The sequence below is a fragment of the Vibrio agarilyticus genome, assembly GCF_012641465.1.
GTDB lineage: Bacteria > Pseudomonadota > Gammaproteobacteria > Enterobacterales > Vibrionaceae > Vibrio > Vibrio agarilyticus.
Genome location: NZ_JABAIK010000026.1, coordinates 25,072 through 42,948, shown reverse-complemented (window position 1 = coordinate 42,948; position 17,877 = coordinate 25,072). Strand labels below are relative to the sequence as shown.

Annotated in this window: 14 protein-coding genes and 1 tRNA gene; 13 read left to right on the top strand and 2 right to left on the bottom strand. The window is 48.1% G+C overall.

The annotated features are described in order from the left end of the window. Nucleotides 1-118 precede the first annotated feature (118 nt). A tRNA-Gly gene (locus HGP28_RS17665) sits at nt 119-194 on the top strand. 589 nt (nt 195-783) lie between these two features. Here the strand turns inward: HGP28_RS17665 and queG are convergent. After that, on the bottom strand, nt 784-1,911 hold the full coding sequence (gene queG, locus HGP28_RS17660) for a tRNA epoxyqueuosine(34) reductase QueG (RefSeq protein WP_168837781.1): 1,128 nt from the start codon (nt 1,909-1,911) through the stop codon (nt 784-786). Between the two features lie 331 nt (nt 1,912-2,242). Between queG and tsaE the strand changes: the two genes are divergently transcribed. The 8 genes from tsaE (at nt 2,243) to hflC (ending at nt 11,458) form a co-directional block, all read left to right on the top strand. Beyond that, complete coding sequence (gene tsaE, locus HGP28_RS17655) at nt 2,243-2,707, top strand: tRNA (adenosine(37)-N6)-threonylcarbamoyltransferase complex ATPase subunit type 1 TsaE (protein ID WP_168837780.1); 465 nt, start codon at nt 2,243-2,245, stop codon at nt 2,705-2,707. Nucleotides 2,708-2,733: 26 nt separating this feature from the next. Continuing rightward, the gene (locus HGP28_RS17650) at nt 2,734-4,431 is read left to right on the top strand and encodes an N-acetylmuramoyl-L-alanine amidase (RefSeq protein ID WP_439333868.1); all 1,698 of its coding nucleotides are present in this window, start codon (nt 2,734-2,736) and stop codon (nt 4,429-4,431) included. Between the two features lie 35 nt (nt 4,432-4,466). Continuing rightward, entirely contained in the window at nt 4,467-6,530 is a 2,064-nt protein-coding gene (gene mutL, locus HGP28_RS17645; RefSeq protein WP_168837778.1) for a DNA mismatch repair endonuclease MutL, read from the top strand. Beyond that, nucleotides 6,527-7,474: a tRNA (adenosine(37)-N6)-dimethylallyltransferase MiaA gene (gene miaA, locus HGP28_RS17640; RefSeq protein WP_168837777.1), complete on the top strand. Its 948-nt coding sequence runs from the start codon at nt 6,527-6,529 to the stop codon at nt 7,472-7,474. Before mutL ends, miaA begins: the two co-directional genes overlap by 4 nt. A gap of 181 nt (nt 7,475-7,655) precedes the next feature. After that, nucleotides 7,656-7,919 (top strand): RNA chaperone Hfq, encoded by a 264-nt coding sequence (gene hfq, locus HGP28_RS17635; protein WP_168837776.1) that lies wholly within the window; start codon nt 7,656-7,658, stop codon nt 7,917-7,919. Nucleotides 7,920-7,951: 32 nt separating this feature from the next. Further along, nucleotides 7,952-9,241 (top strand): ribosome rescue GTPase HflX, encoded by a 1,290-nt coding sequence (gene hflX / locus HGP28_RS17630; protein ID WP_168837775.1) that lies wholly within the window; start codon nt 7,952-7,954, stop codon nt 9,239-9,241. Between the two features lie 46 nt (nt 9,242-9,287). Continuing rightward, nucleotides 9,288-10,484 (top strand): FtsH protease activity modulator HflK, encoded by a 1,197-nt coding sequence (gene hflK, locus HGP28_RS17625; RefSeq protein WP_168837774.1) that lies wholly within the window; start codon nt 9,288-9,290, stop codon nt 10,482-10,484. 2 nt (nt 10,485-10,486) lie between these two features. After that, on the top strand, nt 10,487-11,458 hold the full coding sequence (gene hflC, locus HGP28_RS17620) for a protease modulator HflC (protein WP_168837773.1): 972 nt from the start codon (nt 10,487-10,489) through the stop codon (nt 11,456-11,458). Nucleotides 11,459-11,670: 212 nt separating this feature from the next. On the opposite strand, the gene HGP28_RS17615 is transcribed toward hflC, so the two are convergent. Beyond that, entirely contained in the window at nt 11,671-11,862 is a 192-nt protein-coding gene (locus HGP28_RS17615) for a DUF2065 domain-containing protein (protein ID WP_168837772.1), read from the bottom strand. Nucleotides 11,863-12,132: 270 nt separating this feature from the next. Here HGP28_RS17615 and HGP28_RS17610 point away from each other — a divergent pair, with 270 nt between their 5' ends. The 4 genes from HGP28_RS17610 to rlmB all read left to right on the top strand — a co-directional run bounded on the left by HGP28_RS17610 (nt 12,133) and on the right by rlmB (nt 17,791). Further along, complete coding sequence (locus tag HGP28_RS17610) at nt 12,133-13,452, top strand: adenylosuccinate synthase (RefSeq protein WP_168837771.1); 1,320 nt, start codon at nt 12,133-12,135, stop codon at nt 13,450-13,452. Between the two features lie 201 nt (nt 13,453-13,653). Continuing rightward, nucleotides 13,654-14,289 carry a flagellar protein MotX gene (gene motX / locus HGP28_RS17605; protein WP_168837770.1) on the top strand — a complete coding sequence of 212 codons (636 nt, stop codon included), beginning with the start codon at nt 13,654-13,656 and terminating at the stop codon, nt 14,287-14,289. Nucleotides 14,290-14,528: 239 nt separating this feature from the next. Next, nucleotides 14,529-17,018: a ribonuclease R gene (rnr, locus tag HGP28_RS17600; protein WP_168837769.1), complete on the top strand. Its 2,490-nt coding sequence runs from the start codon at nt 14,529-14,531 to the stop codon at nt 17,016-17,018. Nucleotides 17,019-17,053: 35 nt separating this feature from the next. Beyond that, nucleotides 17,054-17,791 (top strand): 23S rRNA (guanosine(2251)-2'-O)-methyltransferase RlmB, encoded by a 738-nt coding sequence (gene rlmB, locus HGP28_RS17595; RefSeq protein ID WP_168837768.1) that lies wholly within the window; start codon nt 17,054-17,056, stop codon nt 17,789-17,791. The last annotated feature ends 86 nt before the right edge of the window (nt 17,792-17,877 follow it).

The window sequence follows — 17,877 nt, the reverse complement described above, 5'->3', positions numbered from 1 at the left end:
ACTAGCTCAGTTGGTAGAGCGCAACCTTGCCAAGGTTGAGGTCACGAGTTCGAACCTCGTGTGTCGCTCCAGCTTCTTTGGATGAGTCATCATCCGCCATTGTGATAAGCAATGATTTGCGACACTAGCTCAGTTGGTAGAGCGCAACCTTGCCAAGGTTGAGGTCACGAGTTCGAACCTCGTGTGTCGCTCCAAATTTCAGTGATAGGCTGTAGTTAAGCACGCTTTGGTGTGTTTACTGTTCTTTTTCTAATGCTGCGAAGCATGAATCCCCAAAAAAATAAATGTCCGATAAATCCGCTTCGGATATTTTTCTCGTCTATAAAAAGGCCTCAATCAAAATATTGAACAGGTATGATAGCTTGTACCTAGATAATATGAATTGATTAACAGACTTATCCACAAAATGAATTATGTGGATAAGTTGGTTGATAACATGTTTTTGGCACTTGGGTAAATCAGTAACGGAAAGATCTTTTCAGTTTTAATGACAACATTTTGTTAAGTCATTTCTTTTATTTTATTGATTTTTAAAGTAAATATCGAAGATGGTCGTTTTGGTACGTGTTTTTTTGTGATCAAAACACGGTGTTTATTTGATCCTTATCATTTCTTACTCTTGTGTTTAACTTTTTTCAAGCACGAAAAAGTATTGGTAAACGAAAATGTTTTCCACAGAGCCTAAAATGAGAGTGACATCAAGTTTGCTTAATAAGCGGATTCCAGCTTCGATGTGACCTAGCCTAATATCCTGATTCGAAACTTAATTTGCCGTTCGGACCCTTAAGCGTCTCGCGGTAAGCCTTTTTCCACAATTCGAATGAGGCGCATTTGCTGACTGGTTGCTTGAAAAGGTAAGGCTTGAGTCGCTTTTTGCTGCTGCTCTGCCAAAGCCCAGTGGATATGTTCATCCAGCACGTTATGTTCGCCGAGCCGCGCTGTTAATGCGGTCACTATGCTCGGTGAATAAGGTGCGTTCCCGAGTGCAATTGCAATATTACGCAGCCATTGCCAATGACCTATGCGACGGATAGGTGAGCCTTCCATTTGCTTGAGAAACTGCGCTTCACTCCATGAAAAGTAGTCGCATAAGTTGGGGTTGTCGAATGAGTGACGACGGTGAAAGTCCACCTCTTCAGTCAGTGGAGTATGGCGATTCCAAGGGCAGACTAATTGACAATCATCGCAACCATAAATGCGATTTCCAATTGCGCGACGAAACTTTTCTGGGATCACGCCATCAAACTCGATGGTGAGATAAGAAATGCAGCGGCGGGCATCGACAATACCATCAGCAACAATGGCCTGAGTTGGACAGGCGGTTTGGCAAGCAACGCACTTACCACACTGATTTATTGCCGCAGTGTCAACCGGGAGCGGAATATCCACCAGTAGCTCGCCAAGAAAGAACCAAGATCCTGCGTTTGGGTTAATGATGAGTGAGTGTTTTCCCGTCCAACCCAGTCCAGCTTTTTGTGCCAGTGGGCGCTCAAGGATGGGGGCGGAGTCAACAAAAGGTCGGTAACCTAGCTTGCCAACTTCGTGTTCGATTTTTTGCGCTAATAGTGTCAGCTGTTTACGCACGAGTTTGTGATAATCACGGCCCAGTGCATAGCGACTGACGTAGCCATGTGTCGGGGTGTTGAGGTTGCTGGCAAATTGTGCGTTGGGCGGAAGGTAGTCCATTCGCACACTGATGACTCTAATGGTACCTGGCAATAATTCGGCAGGGCGCGCGCGCATCATACCGTGACGTGCCATCCACGCCATTTCGCCATGATAACCGGCGTCGAGCCAAGCTTGCAGGGGCGCTTCGTGATCATGTAAATCGATATCGCAGATCCCAACTTGTTGAAAGCCCAATTCACGGCCCCATGCTTTGATCTGTTGTGCCAGCGCTGCGTAGTCCATATGATCACCCTGATGAGAATGGCCGCGGATCTTAACGGATCAAGCTAAGGAGTGCCACTGTGTTGTGTTACAGTGCGAGAAAAACAACGAAAGGTTGGGGCGGAAGCTTGTCTTTGAAAAACGTCCCAGTTTACTATGTGACCTCAGCTCGTATCCCGCTGACCTGCAACGCCAAGTTGTTTGGGTATAGAGACTGTCAGTCATTCAACATCGTTCCTCTAGCGCCTAACGTTGTTAAAAATGATTGTCATCTTAGCGGGCCTAAAAATAAAGAAAGTTAACGCAACTGAGAGGCGAACGTCTTTGCCAAATGCGTAATAGAGTAACGACTATGAAGATCAAAACATTTGAGCTTGCCGATGAGCAGGCAACCGTCGCATTAGGCGCAAAACTAGCCAAGCTGTGTTCACAGCAGACCACGATTTATCTCCATGGTGATTTGGGGGCGGGAAAAACCACATTCAGTCGCGGTTTTATTCGTGCTCTTGGTCACGTAGGTAATGTAAAAAGTCCAACCTATACCTTAGTTGAGCCTTATCAACTGGCTGATTGGCAGGTGTATCATTTTGATTTGTATCGCTTAGCCGATCCAGAAGAGCTCGAGTTTATGGGGATTCGAGATTACTTCACCGATGATGCTATTTGTTTAGTCGAGTGGCCAGAGAAGGGTGCTGGTTTGTTGCCCGCTGCGGATCTGGATATTGATATGCGCTATCAGGGCGTCGAGCGGAGCGCAACATTGACTGCAAACACCGCTTATGCGGCTCAACTGCTTGATCAAATGGACTTATGCTAAACATTACACGCGTTTGGTTTGCGGTGATGTTAACCGCACTGTCACTGTTTTTTTTAGCTTCCGCTCAAGCGAATGTGTTGCAGGGGATCCGCGTCTGGCCATCTCCTGATGAAACTCGTGTGGTGATTGATGTCGCTGAAGAAGTCAGTTTCAGTTATTTTTCGCTCTCCTCACCCAATCGCTTGGTGGTGGATCTAAAACAGACTCAGTCTAAAGCGCCACTGCCGATGAATGTCAGTGATAGCCCGGTGTTGAGTAAAGTACGAGCTAGCACGCCACCGGAAAAAGGCACCTACCGTTTGGTTCTTGAGCTAAAGACAGCCAGTGACGCTCAACTTTTTAAGCTCGCACCGACACCCGGAGGGCGCTACGGGCATCGCTTGGTGATTGACCTTAATCATCCATCTGGCGCCAGTAAGCAAACTCAACCAGTCGCCAAAGCGCCTAGCGCCACAAAATCCTCAGCGAGTGTGTCTCAGCCACAACCGGTAAAAATGCCTAAAGCGCGTGATATTTTGATCGCTATCGATCCCGGCCACGGCGGCGAAGATCCTGGCTCTATCGGCCCGACACGCAAATATGAAAAAACCGCGGTACTGTCGATCTCGCAAAAATTAGCGCAGAAATTGGATGCGATTCCTGGGATCACCACCAAATTGACTCGCCGTGGTGATTATTTTGTCAATCTTAACCGAAGGGTCGCCATCGCACGTGAAGCCGATGCGCATCTTTTGGTTTCGATTCACGCAGATGCGTTTACCTCACCTCAGCCACGCGGAGGCTCGGTATTCGTATTAAACACGCGCCGTGCTAATACCGAAATTGCACGTTGGGTTGAAAATCATGAAAAGCAGTCTGAGCTGCTCGGTGGCTCTGGCACCGCATTTGCGGGCAATATTAACGATCGGAATGTCAACCAAACGCTACTTGATTTGCAATTTAGCCATTCACAAAAAGAGGGCTATAAGCTGGCGACATCAATTTTGTCGGAAATGGGCAAGGTCACTAAGCTACACAATAACAAGCCGATTAACACCAGTTTAGCGGTATTGCGCTCGCCGCAGATCCCCTCGGTGTTGGTGGAAACTGGGTTTATTTCTAATCCGACCGAAGAACGTTTGCTGTTCCAACGTGATCATCAAGACAAATTGGTGAATGCGTTGACCAAAGCGATAGTGCAATACTTAAAAGAGAACCCGCCGGAAGGCACAGGGTTAGCTCAAGTGAAGCCCATATGGCATAAAGTGGTGCGTGGTGATGCTCTGTCGCTGATTGCTAAACGTTATGGCACTTCGACACAAGCGATTATGAAAGCGAATAACTTAACGTCGAGTGGATTAGCCATTGGCCAGTTGCTCAAAATTCCTAATGCGACGAGTGCTTCGTCAGCGCCTGCCTCAGCGGCTCACTCAGCGACAAAAACGCTGGTGCATACCGTTGCTTCGGGCGAGTTTCTTGGCAAGATTGCCACACGTTATGGCGTCTCCGTCGCAGCCATTAAGCAGCAAAATAATTTGCGTAGCGATACATTGCGAGTCGGGCAAAAATTAACGCTTACGGTTAATGTCGCAGACTTGCCTTTGCGCCGACACAAAGTGACTCGCGGAGAATATTTAGGCAAAATCGCCGCGAAATACGGCGTCACTGTTGAAGCGATACGCCGCGAAAATAAATTGCGCTCAGATGAGTTGGCGGTGGGGCAAATTCTCAATATTCCTCATTAAGATGCTTTTTGAGGATCGATGGTTAAGGAGGCGGTGTGGCCATTCAAATTCTTCCAGCGCGATTGGCTAACCAAATTGCCGCAGGCGAAGTCGTGGAGCGACCAGCGTCTGTTGTCAAAGAGTTGGTGGAAAATAGCATCGATTCTGGTGCAACCCGTATCGATATTGATATTGAGAAAGGTGGCGCGAAACTCATTCGCGTGCGTGACAACGGCAGTGGTATTGCGAAAGATGAATTGGGGCTTGCACTGAGTCGCCATGCGACCTCCAAAATTCACAGTTTGGATGATCTCGAGGCGATTATCAGCTTGGGCTTTCGCGGTGAAGCCTTAGCCAGTATTAGCTCTGTCTCGCGACTCACTTTAACCTCTCGCCCCGCCACGCAAGAAGAGGCTTGGAGCGCTTACGCTGAAGGCCGCGATATGGCGGTGAAATTGCAACCCAGTGCGCACCCCGTAGGCACCACAGTTGAAGTGCTGGATCTGTTTTTTAATACGCCAGCGCGCCGCAAATTCCTGCGCACTGAAAAAACCGAATTTACCCATATTGATGAGCTACTTAAACGTATTGCCTTGAGTCGATTTGATGTCGCTATTACCTTGAGGCACAACGGTAAAGTGGTGCGTCAGTATCGGATTGCGACTAACGAAACCCAAAAAGAGAAACGATTAGCGGCGGTGTGTGGGGCGGGTTTTGTTCGTCATATGCTTGCGGTGACGTTGGAACATCAAGGCTTATCATTAAAAGGCTGGATTGCGACCCCAGAAGGGGCGCGTCAGCAAAGTGATTTGCAATACTGCTATGTGAACGGCCGCATGATGCGCGATAAGCTCATTAACCATGCGATTCGTCAAAGCTATGAGAGTAACCTACGACCTGATCAATATGCCGCTTACGTATTGTACATTGAGTTGGACCCACATCAGGTGGATGTCAATGTGCATCCGGCGAAGCATGAAGTGCGGTTTCACCAAGCTCGATTGGTGCATGACTTCATTTATCAGGCGCTCGCCAGTGCATTGGCGCAAGGGTTAGCGTTGCCACAGCACGCCGAGCCTGATTCGGTGCGAGGCGTGTATCCGCAGGAACTTTCACCGCAGGAGCAAGTTGAGCGTCAGCCTGAAACCGGCAATGTGATCGCGAGCAGGGCAACTCTGACTACGGATTATCAAGCACCAAATGCTCACTCTTCTGTGCCAGAGACCGTTGAAGAATCGCGAGCGGGCAAGCGTTATACATTACCCAGTGACGCTTCCCATTTTGTTTCCGATGATCGCCCGTCATCTGCGTTAGCACCGCTAAAGTCAGAGCATATTGATGGGCACTGGCGCGCTGAAAGCGCCACAGGGCGTTCTTCAAGCCGTGCTTCTCGTTCGGAGCATGGGGCGCCAAACCCATCAAAACAACAAGTTTCGGCCTATCAGGAGCTAATGCGAACACCTGAATTGATGCCAGCCTCATCCTCAGTTACCGCCTCGGCACATGAGCAAAGTGAGTCGGTCACTGCCAAGAGTGAGGCAGAGCCGGACGTCAAAGTGTTGGGCAAGGCGGTGGCAATTATTGATGCGCGTTATGCTTTGCTGGCGGACAAGTCTGCCATGGCATTGCTCTCATTAGCACGAGCAGAATATTACCGAACTTACGCTCAGCTAACGCCATACCAAGGCAGTTTGAAAAGTCAGCCGCTTTTAGTGCCACTATCATTGGCAATGGATGCTGAGTTAATTGACGTCGCATTAGCGTGGCAGTCTGTATTGGAGCATCTCGGGATCGCGTTAAAATCCCGCCAAAGTAAAGCCATTATGGTGATGGGAGTGCCAGCGCCACTGCGCCAGCAAAATTTACAACTTTTATTACCAGATCTGGTATCTTACCTCGCTTTGAGTGGCTCGCCGCAGGCACAACAGGCCTCGAAGGCCTTAATATCTTGGTTGGCAAATCGAGTCGCTCAGGTAAAAAGTCACTATACTCTTTCAGAAGCGATTCACTTAATTGGCGATTTGGAGAATCTTTGGCAAGGCCGCTTGCCATTTAATGACCCTGCATTTGTCACTCCGGTGAATTTTGCTCAAGCGATAGCACGATTGGCATCCTCATGACGAATACACGCCCACTTGCCCTATTTTTGATGGGGCCAACTGCCTCTGGCAAAACCGAATTGGCGATTCGGTTACATCAGCAATATCCGGTCGATATTATTAGCGTCGATTCTGCGTTAATTTATCGCGGGATGGACATAGGCACGGCAAAGCCAACAGCGCAAGAACAGGCGCTGGCGCCTCATCGTTTAATTGATATTCGCGATCCACTCGAGAGTTACTCTGCGGCTGAATTTCGTCGTGACGCGCTGGAGCAAATGGCGCGCATCACAGAGCAAGGTCGTATCCCCTTGCTGGTCGGCGGAACCATGCTGTATTTCAAAGCATTACTTGAGGGTTTATCACCACTTCCTGCTGCAAACCCTGAAATTCGTCAGCAAATTGAGAATGAAGCATTGACGAAAGGATGGTCTGTATTGCACGATGAATTAAAGCAAATTGATCCTATATCGGCTGCACGTATTCACCCCAATGATCCTCAGCGCCTTTCTCGAGCGCTGGAAGTTTTTCGAATTACAGGTCAAACTTTAACGGAATTAACTCAAACAAAGGGTGACAGTTTACCTTACCGAGTCAAACAATTTGCGATTACCCCAAAAGAGCGTTCAGAATTACACCGACGAATTGCACTACGCTTTGACAATATGATGGCAGATGGTTTTGAGCAGGAAGTGCGTCAATTATACCAACGTGGTGATTTACACCCAGATTTGCCCTCGATTCGCTGCGTAGGGTATCGTCAAATGTGGGATTATTTGGATGAGTTGTGTTCACGCGACGAAGCAATATTTCGCGGTGTGTGCGCAACTCGTCAATTGGCCAAGCGACAAATTACCTGGTTACGCAGCTGGGATAATTTAACTTGGTTAGATAGCGAGAACAAAATACAAGCGTTTGAAATGATGAAGGAAGCAATAGATTCTGATCGTTCAAGCTGTGTATAATGTGCTCGTTTTTGCGTGGCTACACTTCAAAAGGGAACGCAAATGGCATTTTGGTATTATGCTTTTGAGTAACGTGAAGTGTTTTACTCGATTTAGCTCAGATGCAAAGACGGTTCGCGTTCTTTTGCGGGGCACCACTAGCTAAATAATTACAACTAGAAATTAAATAAGGAAAATAAAAATGGCTAAGGGGCAATCTCTACAAGACCCATTTCTTAATGCACTTCGCCGCGAGCGAATTCCAGTCTCGATTTACTTGGTTAACGGCATTAAGCTGCAAGGTCAAATTGAATCATTCGATCAGTTTGTGATCCTCTTGAAAAATACTGTGAACCAAATGGTGTACAAGCACGCAATTTCAACTGTGGTTCCTGCACGTGCAGTAAGCCATCACAGTGGCGAGCGCGCGCCAGCGGATCGCAATCAAGAAAAATCAGAAGATTGATCGTTTCACGGTTAACTTAAGGAGTTGATTGCTTGTTTGACCGTTATGAATCCGGTGAGCGAGCCGTACTTGTTCATATCAACTTCACGCAAGAAGGTGAATGGGAAGATCTCGCAGAATTTGAAATGCTGGTCTCGTCGGCTGGGGTTGAATCGTTGCAAGTTGTAACGGGCAGTCGTCAGTCGCCACACCCAAAATACTACGTCGGAGAGGGAAAAGCTCAGGAGATTGCCGAAACGGTACAATTCACTGGTGCTGAAATTGTGATCTTTAATCATGCCCTCTCACCCGCCCAAGAACGTAACCTTGAACGCTTATGTAAGTGCCGAGTACTTGATCGTACCGGCCTTATTCTCGATATTTTTGCTCAACGCGCTCGAACCCATGAAGGTAAATTGCAGGTTGAACTGGCGCAGTTGCGTCATATTTCAACCCGTTTAGTTCGTGGTTGGACGCACTTAGAACGGCAAAAAGGCGGCATAGGCTTACGTGGTCCGGGTGAAACTCAGCTTGAGACTGACCGTCGTTTATTGCGTGAACGGATCAAATCGATTTTGCGTCGCCTTGCTAAGGTCGCAAAACAACGTGAACAGGGGCGCAGAGCTCGCGCTAAGGCCGAGATCCCAACGATTTCTCTAGTGGGTTATACCAACGCCGGAAAATCGACACTATTTAACTGTATTACGTCGGCTGGTGTGTACGCGGCAGATCAACTGTTTGCTACGTTAGATCCGACGCTACGTAAAATTGAATTGGCCGATGTTGGTCCTGCAATTTTGGCTGATACTGTTGGCTTTATTCGTCATCTACCGCACGATTTAGTTGCGGCATTTAAAGCCACGTTACAAGAAACGCAAGAAGCTGACATTTTGTTACATGTTGTTGATGCCAGTGATGAGCGTTTCCGTGAGAATATTCGAGCAGTGGACGAAGTGCTTGAAGAAATTGAAGCGTCAGAGGTGCCAAGTTTGTTGGTGATGAATAAGATCGACACGATGGACGATCAATCACCGAGAATCGAGTTGGATGACGAAGGGGTACCAAGAGCAGTTTGGCTTTCAGCGAAAGAAGGCCGTGGTATTGAAATGCTCTTTGATGCATTGACTATGCGGTTAGCAAGTAACATGGTTGCGCATAGACTCTGTGTTCCTCCTGCGCATCAAGGGCGCTTCAGAAGCCAGTTTTTCAATCTGAGATGCATTCAACAGGAAGAATATGACGAGCAAGGTAACTTGTTGATAGATATTCGAATGAAACAAGCAGATTGGTCTAGAATAGAAAAAAGAGAAGGGGCACTTTTAGGTAACTTTATCGTTACTTAAAGGACTGCTACAGTATAACGTCATATTATAATGATGGAGCTTTCTAATGGCGTGGAATGAGCCTGGAAATAACAACGGCAACAACGGCCGCGATAATGATCCCTGGGGGAACAATGATCGCGGTAACCAACGTCCTGGCGGGCGCGATCAAGGGCCGCCAGATTTAGATGAAGTCTTTAGTAAACTCAGTGCGAAATTGGGTGGACGCTTTGGCAAAAAAGGCGGAAAAGGCAGCTCAATGGGCGGCGGCAGTGCGATGGGTTTTGGTATCATAGCCATCATCGCAATCGTAGTCTGGTTCTTTGCTGGTTTTTATACCGTTGGCGAAGCCGAGCGTGGTGTGGTCTTACGATTAGGTAAGTATGATCGCATTGTTGACCCAGGTTTGAACTGGCGTCCGCGCTTCATCGATGAAGTCACACAAGTGAATGTTCAGGCGATTCGCTCATTGCGCGCCTCTGGCACCATGTTGACCAAAGATGAAAACGTGGTTTCGGTGTCGATGGATGTTCAGTACCGTGTTGCCAATCCGTACAAATACCTTTATCAGGTCACGAATGCGGATGATACCTTGCGTCAAGCGACCGATTCTGCGCTTCGCGCGGTAATTGGTGATTCTATCATGGACAGCATTTTGACCTCTGGTCGTCAAGAGATCCGCCAAGCAACTCAACAAACGCTCGAGCAGATCATTGATGGTTATGATATGGGTCTCATCATCGTGGATGTGAACTTCCAATCTGCGCGCCCACCCGAGCAGGTGAAAGATGCATTTGATGATGCGATTGCAGCGCGTGAGGATGAAGAGCGTTACATTCGTGAAGCGGAAGCATACAAAAACGAAATCTTACCTAAGGCGACCGGTCGTGCTGAGCGCTTGAAAAAAGAAGCGCAAGGTTACAGCGAACGCATCGTTAATGAAGCAGAAGGTCAAGTTGCTCAGTTTGACAAACTGCTGCCAGAATATTTGGCGGCGCCAAGCGTAACACGCGATCGTCTGTATCTGGATGCGATGCAGCAGGTGTATTCAAGCACATCAAAAGTGCTGATTGACTCTGAAGCGAGCGGCAATTTGCTTTATCTACCGATTGATAAATTAGCAGGAGAGCAACGTTCGGCGTCAGCGCCAAGAACCGAGCAGCCCGTTTCAGTCTATGAGACAATTGAGCTTGAGCCTGCGCGTACGACTACGCCGAGCACTACGCCAACTCGTACCAATGATTCGCGTCAAGGGAGATTCTAAGCATGCGTAAATTGTTTATACCAGTATTGGTACTCGCAGCCATCTTTCTATTGATGTCCGTGTTCGTGATTCAAGAAGGCGAACGTGGCATTGTGATTCGATTTGGTCGAGTGCTGAAAGACAACAATGAAATTGCACGTATCTACGAGCCTGGCTTGCATTTCAAATTGCCTATTGCAGATCGCGTTAAAGTCCTCGATGCGCGTATTCAGACGATGGATGGTCGTGCAGACCGCTTTGTGACGTCAGAGAAAAAAGACGTGATCATCGACTCTTACGTCAAGTGGCGTATCGAAGATTTCGGCCAGTATTATTTGGCGACGGGTGGCGGTAATGCGATGACGGCAGAAGCGCTATTGGAACGTAAAGTGACGGATGTACTGCGTTCTGAAATCGGTTCTCGTGAGATTAAGCAAATTGTTTCGGGATCGCGCAATCAGCAAGTGCCACAACTTGGTTCTGAACTCGATTCTGAAGCGGTTGCGGAAGCCATGGAAGTCGAAGGTGAACGTGACAAGATCCGTGAAGAAGTACTGGTGGATACCCGCTCAAGTGCGATGAAAGATCTTGGCGTAAGCATTGTTGATTTTCGAATGAAGAAAATTAACTTGCCAGAAGAAATCAGTGACTCTATCTACCGTCGTATGCGCGCAGAACGTGAGTCGGTCGCGCGTAAGCATCGCTCGCAAGGTCGTGAGAAAGCAGAGGTGATTCGTGCGCAAGCCGAGCTTGAAGTTGCGACCATTTTGGCAGAAGCAGACAAAACGGCTCGAGTGACTCGTGGTACTGCAGATGCAGAGGCGGCGCAAATTTATTCGGCAGCTTACAGTCAAAATCCTGAGTTCTTTAGCTTCCTACGTTCGCTTAGTGCGTATGAGAAATCGTTTAACTCGAAAAATGATGTGTTAGTACTGGATCCAAATAGTGTGTTCTTCAAATACATGAACAACCCTAATGGTAGCACCAGTAACTAATCGTTACGTCGCATCGTTTGATATTGTTAGGGCCTCGTAAGAGGCCCTAGTTATTTCTATACTCGCCCTACTTGAAGTTGCAGCGCTTTTCTTTAAAAAATTAAGGGCTGGCTCTTACAAACCTCATCACATAGTTCGCCTATGTTCACGAAGTGCCCAGAGGCTTTGCTCGTTTGCCGCCTACTTACAACGCCAAATTGTTTGGGTATATTTTACTTAGGCATAAACATCCAGATAGTGACAGCCCCAGCGACCACTAAAGCCCCACCGTAACGACGCAATCGCACATCAGGTTGCTGACTGATTTCACGAATAGCGCTTCGCCACTGCTTAGGCAGCACCAGTGGGCCGACGCCTTCGATAATTAACACGCATCCGATAATGAAAGCGATATTCTCCATCATTTGTAGCACCTAAAATTGTGTGTAAAACAACAGCGTTTCTCTGCGCCATATTTGAGCGGTAACTGACGTTGATGGGCATAATTACACCACCTGAGCGTTTGTTACTTGCCGTTGTTTGGGTATCACCATCGTCGAAAACGCGATAAAAAATAATCAAACCAACAGGATACTCTACTTTCTTTAATTGGGCAGCTTATGAACAAAAAATGACTGCAACAAATGTGATTCGGTGCTAGAATCCATTTTTAACTGACAATCAGAATTGGAAAAATGGGTAATAACGTAGTCGTTCTCGGCACTCAATGGGGTGACGAAGGTAAAGGAAAAATCGTCGACCTGTTAACTGAAGATGCTAAGTACGTGGTACGCTACCAAGGCGGTCACAACGCAGGTCATACACTTGTCATCGACGGTGAGAAAACCGTTCTCCATCTTATCCCTTCAGGCATCCTTCGTGATAATGTGAAATGCATTATTGGTAACGGTGTGGTGCTTTCACCTGATGCTTTAATTAAGGAAATGAAGCCTCTTGAAGAGCGTGGTATTCCAGTACGTGAACGCCTATTCATTTCTGAAGCATGTCCTTTAATTTTGCCTTATCACGCCGCGCTTGACCAAGCTCGTGAATTAGCGCGTGGTAAGAAAGCAATCGGCACAACTGGTCGTGGTATCGGCCCTGCTTATGAAGATAAAGTTGCTCGTCGCGGTTTGCGCGTGGGTGATCTTTTCGACATGGCTGCGTTTGCTGAGAAGCTTAAAGAAGTGATGGATTACCATAACTTTGCGCTGGTAAATTACTACAAAGCGGACGCAGTCAGCTACGAAGAGGTTCTTGAGCAAGCGAAAGGCTATGCTGAGCTACTGACGTCAATGGTCATTGATGTGACTGACGAACTCGATGCAGCGCGTAAGCGTGGCGATAAGATCATGTTTGAAGGTGCACAAGGGACGCTGCTGGATATCGACCATGGTACTTACCCATACGTGACGTCTTCAAACACGACAGCTGGTGGTGTTGCATCAGGTTCAGGCTTTGGTCCTCGTCATCTAGGTTATATTCTTGGCATTGCAAAAGCGTACTGCACTCGCGTTGGTGCAGGTCCTTTCCCAACTGAGCTGTATGACGGCCAAGAAAAACAAGATCCTGTTGGTAAGCACTTAGGCACTGTTGGCCATGAATTTGGCGCAACGACCGGTCGTCTTCGTCGTACCGGTTGGTTTGATGCTGTGGCAATGCGTCGCGCAATTCAGTTGAACTCAGTGACGGGTTTCTGCTTGACCAAACTGGATGTTCTGGATGGTCTATCAGAGCTTAAAATCTGTACTGGCTACCAAATGGATGACGGTTCAGTGCTTGAAGTGTCGCCAATGGCCGCAGATGAGTACGAAAAAGTGACGCCAATCTACGAAACAATGCCAGGTTGGTCTGAGAACACCGTAGGTGTGAAGTCACTGGATGAGCTTCCACAAGCTGCGCTTGATTACATCAAACGTATCGAAGAGCTAACAGGCGTTCCAGTGGACATTATCTCTACTGGACCAGATCGTAACGAAACGATCATTAAAGTTCACCCGTTTGCTGCAAACTAAGTGATACAGAAGCCGACATCATGTCGGCTTTTTTAATGCCTTTTTTTTGAATAACGCTAAGTCAATAGTGTTGTGGCACGGATCGCGTTTTATCGCACGATGTGAGGAAATAGCGTTAAAGGATACCTTGGTTTGGCCGATAAGCTCATTAGACGCCAATTTTCGGCAGATCCAGTTGAATAAACGCAAAGAGTATTTGATATGAAGCTTCGCACAGTGGCGACGACACTGCTGTTATCACTTGGCCTTTCCTCAGCCACCGCAGGAGGATTAGATGTGGGCGCGCCAGTGCCTATCTATAGTGAAACGGAGCTTCTGGTCTGGATTGAAAAGAATCAGCATCTTGAACGAGTTCGTGCAGACGGTTGCCAACTGGTTGAAGACATTGTCGCTCGTGCGACACGCATCAGCTTGCCGACCTATGAATTTCTCTATGGTGATATGCTGGCTTGGGGGGTTTGCGTCGAGCAAGATGTCGAACTGGGTCTTTACTATATGGAAAATGCCGCTCATCAAGGGTTACCCGTTGCGCTCGAGCAGTTGGGGCGTTACTACTCGAGAGGGACACTGGTACAGCAAGATAAAGAGCGAGCCATTCCCTATCTGCGCGAAGCAGCCGCCATGGGCAATTTAAAAGCGCGCATCCATCTTGCGGAGCTGCTGCTGCGTGATTACGGTAGCCCTTTGGACTACGAAGACGCTTATCGTTGGCTTTATAACTCAGTCACGGCAGATACGCGTCAACACAAACGCATTTCAGTGTTACGCAATGGTCTGGAGCAGCGTATGCCTGACAATGTTATCGCGCGTGCTAAACGTCGAGATACGTTTTGGTGAGTTTGCACCGGTCCCCTTATATTCCCGATTAGGTTTACGCCACTGCGTATTTTGCTTGTTCCTGTCTTTAAAGCTCAATTGAGCAACTATTATACGCCGCTTTATTCTTCCGGTTAATTGCTTTTGACTCAGATGTTAATAATCGTGAGAAGAGGGTGATTTTTAGAAGCATTTCTGTCGCTTAACAAAAAGAGTCAGATATACTAGCTGCATACCTTCCCTATCTAGTAGGCCCGCCTATGTCAGACCGCACTCATAACGATCCCTTTGCTGATCGCGAATCTGAAAATTACGACAACCCCATTCCTAGCCGCGAGTTCTTACTCGATTTTCTCGCCAACGCGGGGATGCCAATGAATCGCAATGACTTATTTGCGGCATTAGAGCTGAAAGGCGAAGAGCATTATGAAGCCTTGCGTCGTCGTTTACGTGCGATGGAGCGCGATGGTCAGTTGGTGTTTACTCGGCGCCAATGTTACGCATTGCCTGATAAGCTTGAGATGGTAAAAGGTTACGTCATCGGTCACAAAGACGGTCATGGCTGGGTGCGACCTGAGGGCAGCGTGAGTAAAGATGATGATATCGTTTTGCCTCATCATCAGATGAAGACCTTGATCCACGGGGATTTAGTCTTAGTTCAGCCAACCGACAACAGCAAGCGTGGCCGTCGTGAAGGCCGTTTGGTTCGCTTAATTGAAGAGCGTCAAGATCACATTGTTGGGCGCTTTTTTACCGAGTTTGGCTATTCCTATGTTGTGCCAGATGATTCGCGTATTAGCCAAGATATTTTGATCCCCAACGAGCTGCGTGCTGGCGCGCGCATGGGCAATGTGGTGGTCATTGAGATCACTGACCGTGGCGCACGCACTCGCGGCATGATGGGCAAAGTGATAGAGGTCCTTGGCGAGAATATGGCGCCCGGCATGGAGACGCAAATTGCGATTCGAACGCATCAAATTCCCCATGACTGGCCTGAAGCAGTCACTCAGCAAATTGCTAATTTGGGCGAAGAAGTGCCAGAGGCGGCGAAAAAGGGACGAGTCGATCTGCGTGAGTTGCCTTTGGTCACCATCGATGGTGAGGACGCGCGCGATTTTGATGATGCCGTCTATTGTGAAGCCAAAAAAGGCGGTGGCTGGCGTTTGTGGGTCGCGATTGCCGATGTTAGTTATTATGTCCGCCCTGACAGCGCATTAGACAAAGAAGCGATAAACCGCGGTAACTCGGTCTATTTCCCCTCACAAGTGGTGCCGATGTTACCCGAGGTGCTCTCAAACGGCTTGTGTTCGCTGAACCCACAAGTCGATCGTTTGTGCATGGTGTGCGAAATGACCATCTCTGCAACAGGCAAACTGTCAGGGTATAAACACTATGAAGCGGTCATGAACTCTCATGCGCGCCTGACCTACAGCAAAGTGAGCGCCATTTTGGAGGGCGAGGAAGATCTTCGTCTTCGTTATCACAAGTTGGTACCGCACCTTGAAGAGCTGCACAAAATGTACCTTGTGCTCAAAGAAGCGCGTGACTTACGTGGGGCGATTGAGTTTGAAACGGTTGAAACCAAGTTCATTTTCAATCCTGAACGTAAGATTGAACGCATCGAACCTGTGATTCGTAACGATGCACATAAGATCATCGAAGAGTGTATGATTTTGGCCAATATCGCTTCCGCTTCATTGGTCGAAAAAGCCAAAGAGCCAGCGCTGTATCGTATTCATGAGTCCCCAGGAGAGCTTAAACTGCAAGGGTTCCGTGATTTTCTTGGTGAGCTTGGATTGCATCTGGATGGTGGGTTAGAGCCATCACCGACCGACTACGCGGATTTGGTCCGTCGTATTGGCGAGCGTAAAGACAAAGAGCTTATTCAGACCATGCTACTGCGCTCGATGAAGCAAGCGATTTATAGTGCAGATAACGCGGGTCACTTTGGCTTAGCACTCAAACGTTATGCTCACTTTACCTCACCGATCCGTCGTTATCCGGATTTGTTACTGCATCGCGCAATCAAATATCTGATTGCCAAAGAGCAAAGACAGAATCAAGACCGTTGGACCCCAACAGGTGGCTACCACTACTCCTTTGATGACATGGATGGCTTTGGTGAACAATGCTCAATGACCGAACGCCGCGCCGATGACGCAACGCGCGAAGTGGCCGATTGGCTTAAGTGCGAATACATGCAAGATCACGTTGGCGAAGAACTCGATGGCGTGATTGCTAATGTGACCGGCTTTGGTTTCTTCGTTCGCTTAACCGAACTCCATATTGATGGTTTGGTGCATATTTCCACGTTGGAAAATGATTATTATCAGTTCGATCCAATTGGCCAACGTTTAATTGGTGAGAGTTTTGGCCGTATTTATCGCTTGGGGGATCTGGTTAAAGTCAAAGTACTTTCAGTGAACTTAAATGATCGTCAAATTGATTTTGAATTGCTTGATACCAATCGTAAGTTGCGCGGCGAAGGGAAAACAGCGAAGAAGCGAGTTGCTGACGCCAAGCGCAAAGCCAAAGAGAAGAAACGTGGCGCCACGCGAGCGCGCAGTGACAGTTTTGCCCGCCAGACAGAGGCTGAGCCTCAATCTGTTGAGCCAACTAAGCGCCCAAGTGAGGCCGACAAAAAAGGTAAAAAAGGCAAAGCGGCTAAACCCAAAGTGACCAAGGCGCGTAAGAAAAAGCCACACAGCAAGCCCAAAAAAGAGACTCGCAAAAAAGAGCGCAATGAGTAAACTTGGCGTCATCGACATTAAAAGAGCAAGGCTCCATGAGTAATGAATTTATTTACGGCATTCATGCCGTCAAAGCGGTATTGAGCCGCGAGCCTGAGCGCTTTATTGAAGCTTACGTGCTCAAAGGGCGTCAAGACGATCGATTGATGCCAATTCTGGCTGAGCTGCATCGTTGCGGCGTATCGATTCAAGAGATGGGGCGTAAAACGCTTGATGACAAAGCCACTGGCGCCAATCATCAAGGGATCATCGCACGCGTAAAACCCGCGCGAGTGCTTAATGAAAACGATCTTGATGACATTATTGCTGCCACCGTCTCGCCACTGCTGTTGGTGCTTGACGGTGTCACCGATCCGCACAATTTGGGCGCCTGTCTTCGCAATGCCGATGCGGCGGGCGTAGCTGCGGTGATTGTACCAAAAGATCGCTCAGCTCCGATGACAGCAACAGTGAGTAAAGTTGCGTGTGGCGCAGCAGAAACCGTACCATTGATCCGAGTGACCAATTTAGCTCGTACAATGCGTCATCTGCAGGAGCAAGGCATTTGGTTTGTCGGCACCGCTGGGGAAGCAACCCATGATATCTACGCGGCAAAATTGACCGGACCGCTGGCTATCGTGATGGGCGCTGAAGGGGATGGCATGCGCCGTTTAACCCGAGACACTTGCGATGATTTGATCAAAATCCCAATGGCAGGCTCGGTATCGAGTTTAAATGTGTCCGTTGCGTCGGGCATCTGTCTCTTTGAAGCGGTGCGCCAGCGCCTTGCTTAAATGAGATCGTCATTTCAAACAACAAGGGCGCTTGCGTTAATGTAGGCGCCCTTAATTTTTACCTTATCAAGGCCCCTTTATGGTCG

Coding starts and splice junctions, on each gene's coding strand:
- queG (WP_168837781.1), bottom strand. CDS start 1,911: ATGGACTACGCAGCGCTGGCACAACAGATCAAAGCATGGGGCCGTGAA.
- tsaE (WP_168837780.1), top strand. CDS start 2,243: ATGAAGATCAAAACATTTGAGCTTGCCGATGAGCAGGCAACCGTCGCA.
- HGP28_RS17650 (WP_439333868.1), top strand. CDS start 2,734: ATGTTAACCGCACTGTCACTGTTTTTTTTAGCTTCCGCTCAAGCGAAT.
- miaA (WP_168837777.1), top strand. CDS start 6,527: ATGACGAATACACGCCCACTTGCCCTATTTTTGATGGGGCCAACTGCC.
- hfq (WP_168837776.1), top strand. CDS start 7,656: ATGGCTAAGGGGCAATCTCTACAAGACCCATTTCTTAATGCACTTCGC.
- hflK (WP_168837774.1), top strand. CDS start 9,288: ATGGCGTGGAATGAGCCTGGAAATAACAACGGCAACAACGGCCGCGAT.
- hflC (WP_168837773.1), top strand. CDS start 10,487: ATGCGTAAATTGTTTATACCAGTATTGGTACTCGCAGCCATCTTTCTA.
- HGP28_RS17615 (WP_168837772.1), bottom strand. CDS start 11,862: ATGATGGAGAATATCGCTTTCATTATCGGATGCGTGTTAATTATCGAA.
- HGP28_RS17610 (WP_168837771.1), top strand. CDS start 12,133: ATGGGTAATAACGTAGTCGTTCTCGGCACTCAATGGGGTGACGAAGGT.
- motX (WP_168837770.1), top strand. CDS start 13,654: ATGAAGCTTCGCACAGTGGCGACGACACTGCTGTTATCACTTGGCCTT.
- rnr (WP_168837769.1), top strand. CDS start 14,529: ATGTCAGACCGCACTCATAACGATCCCTTTGCTGATCGCGAATCTGAA.
- rlmB (WP_168837768.1), top strand. CDS start 17,054: ATGAGTAATGAATTTATTTACGGCATTCATGCCGTCAAAGCGGTATTG.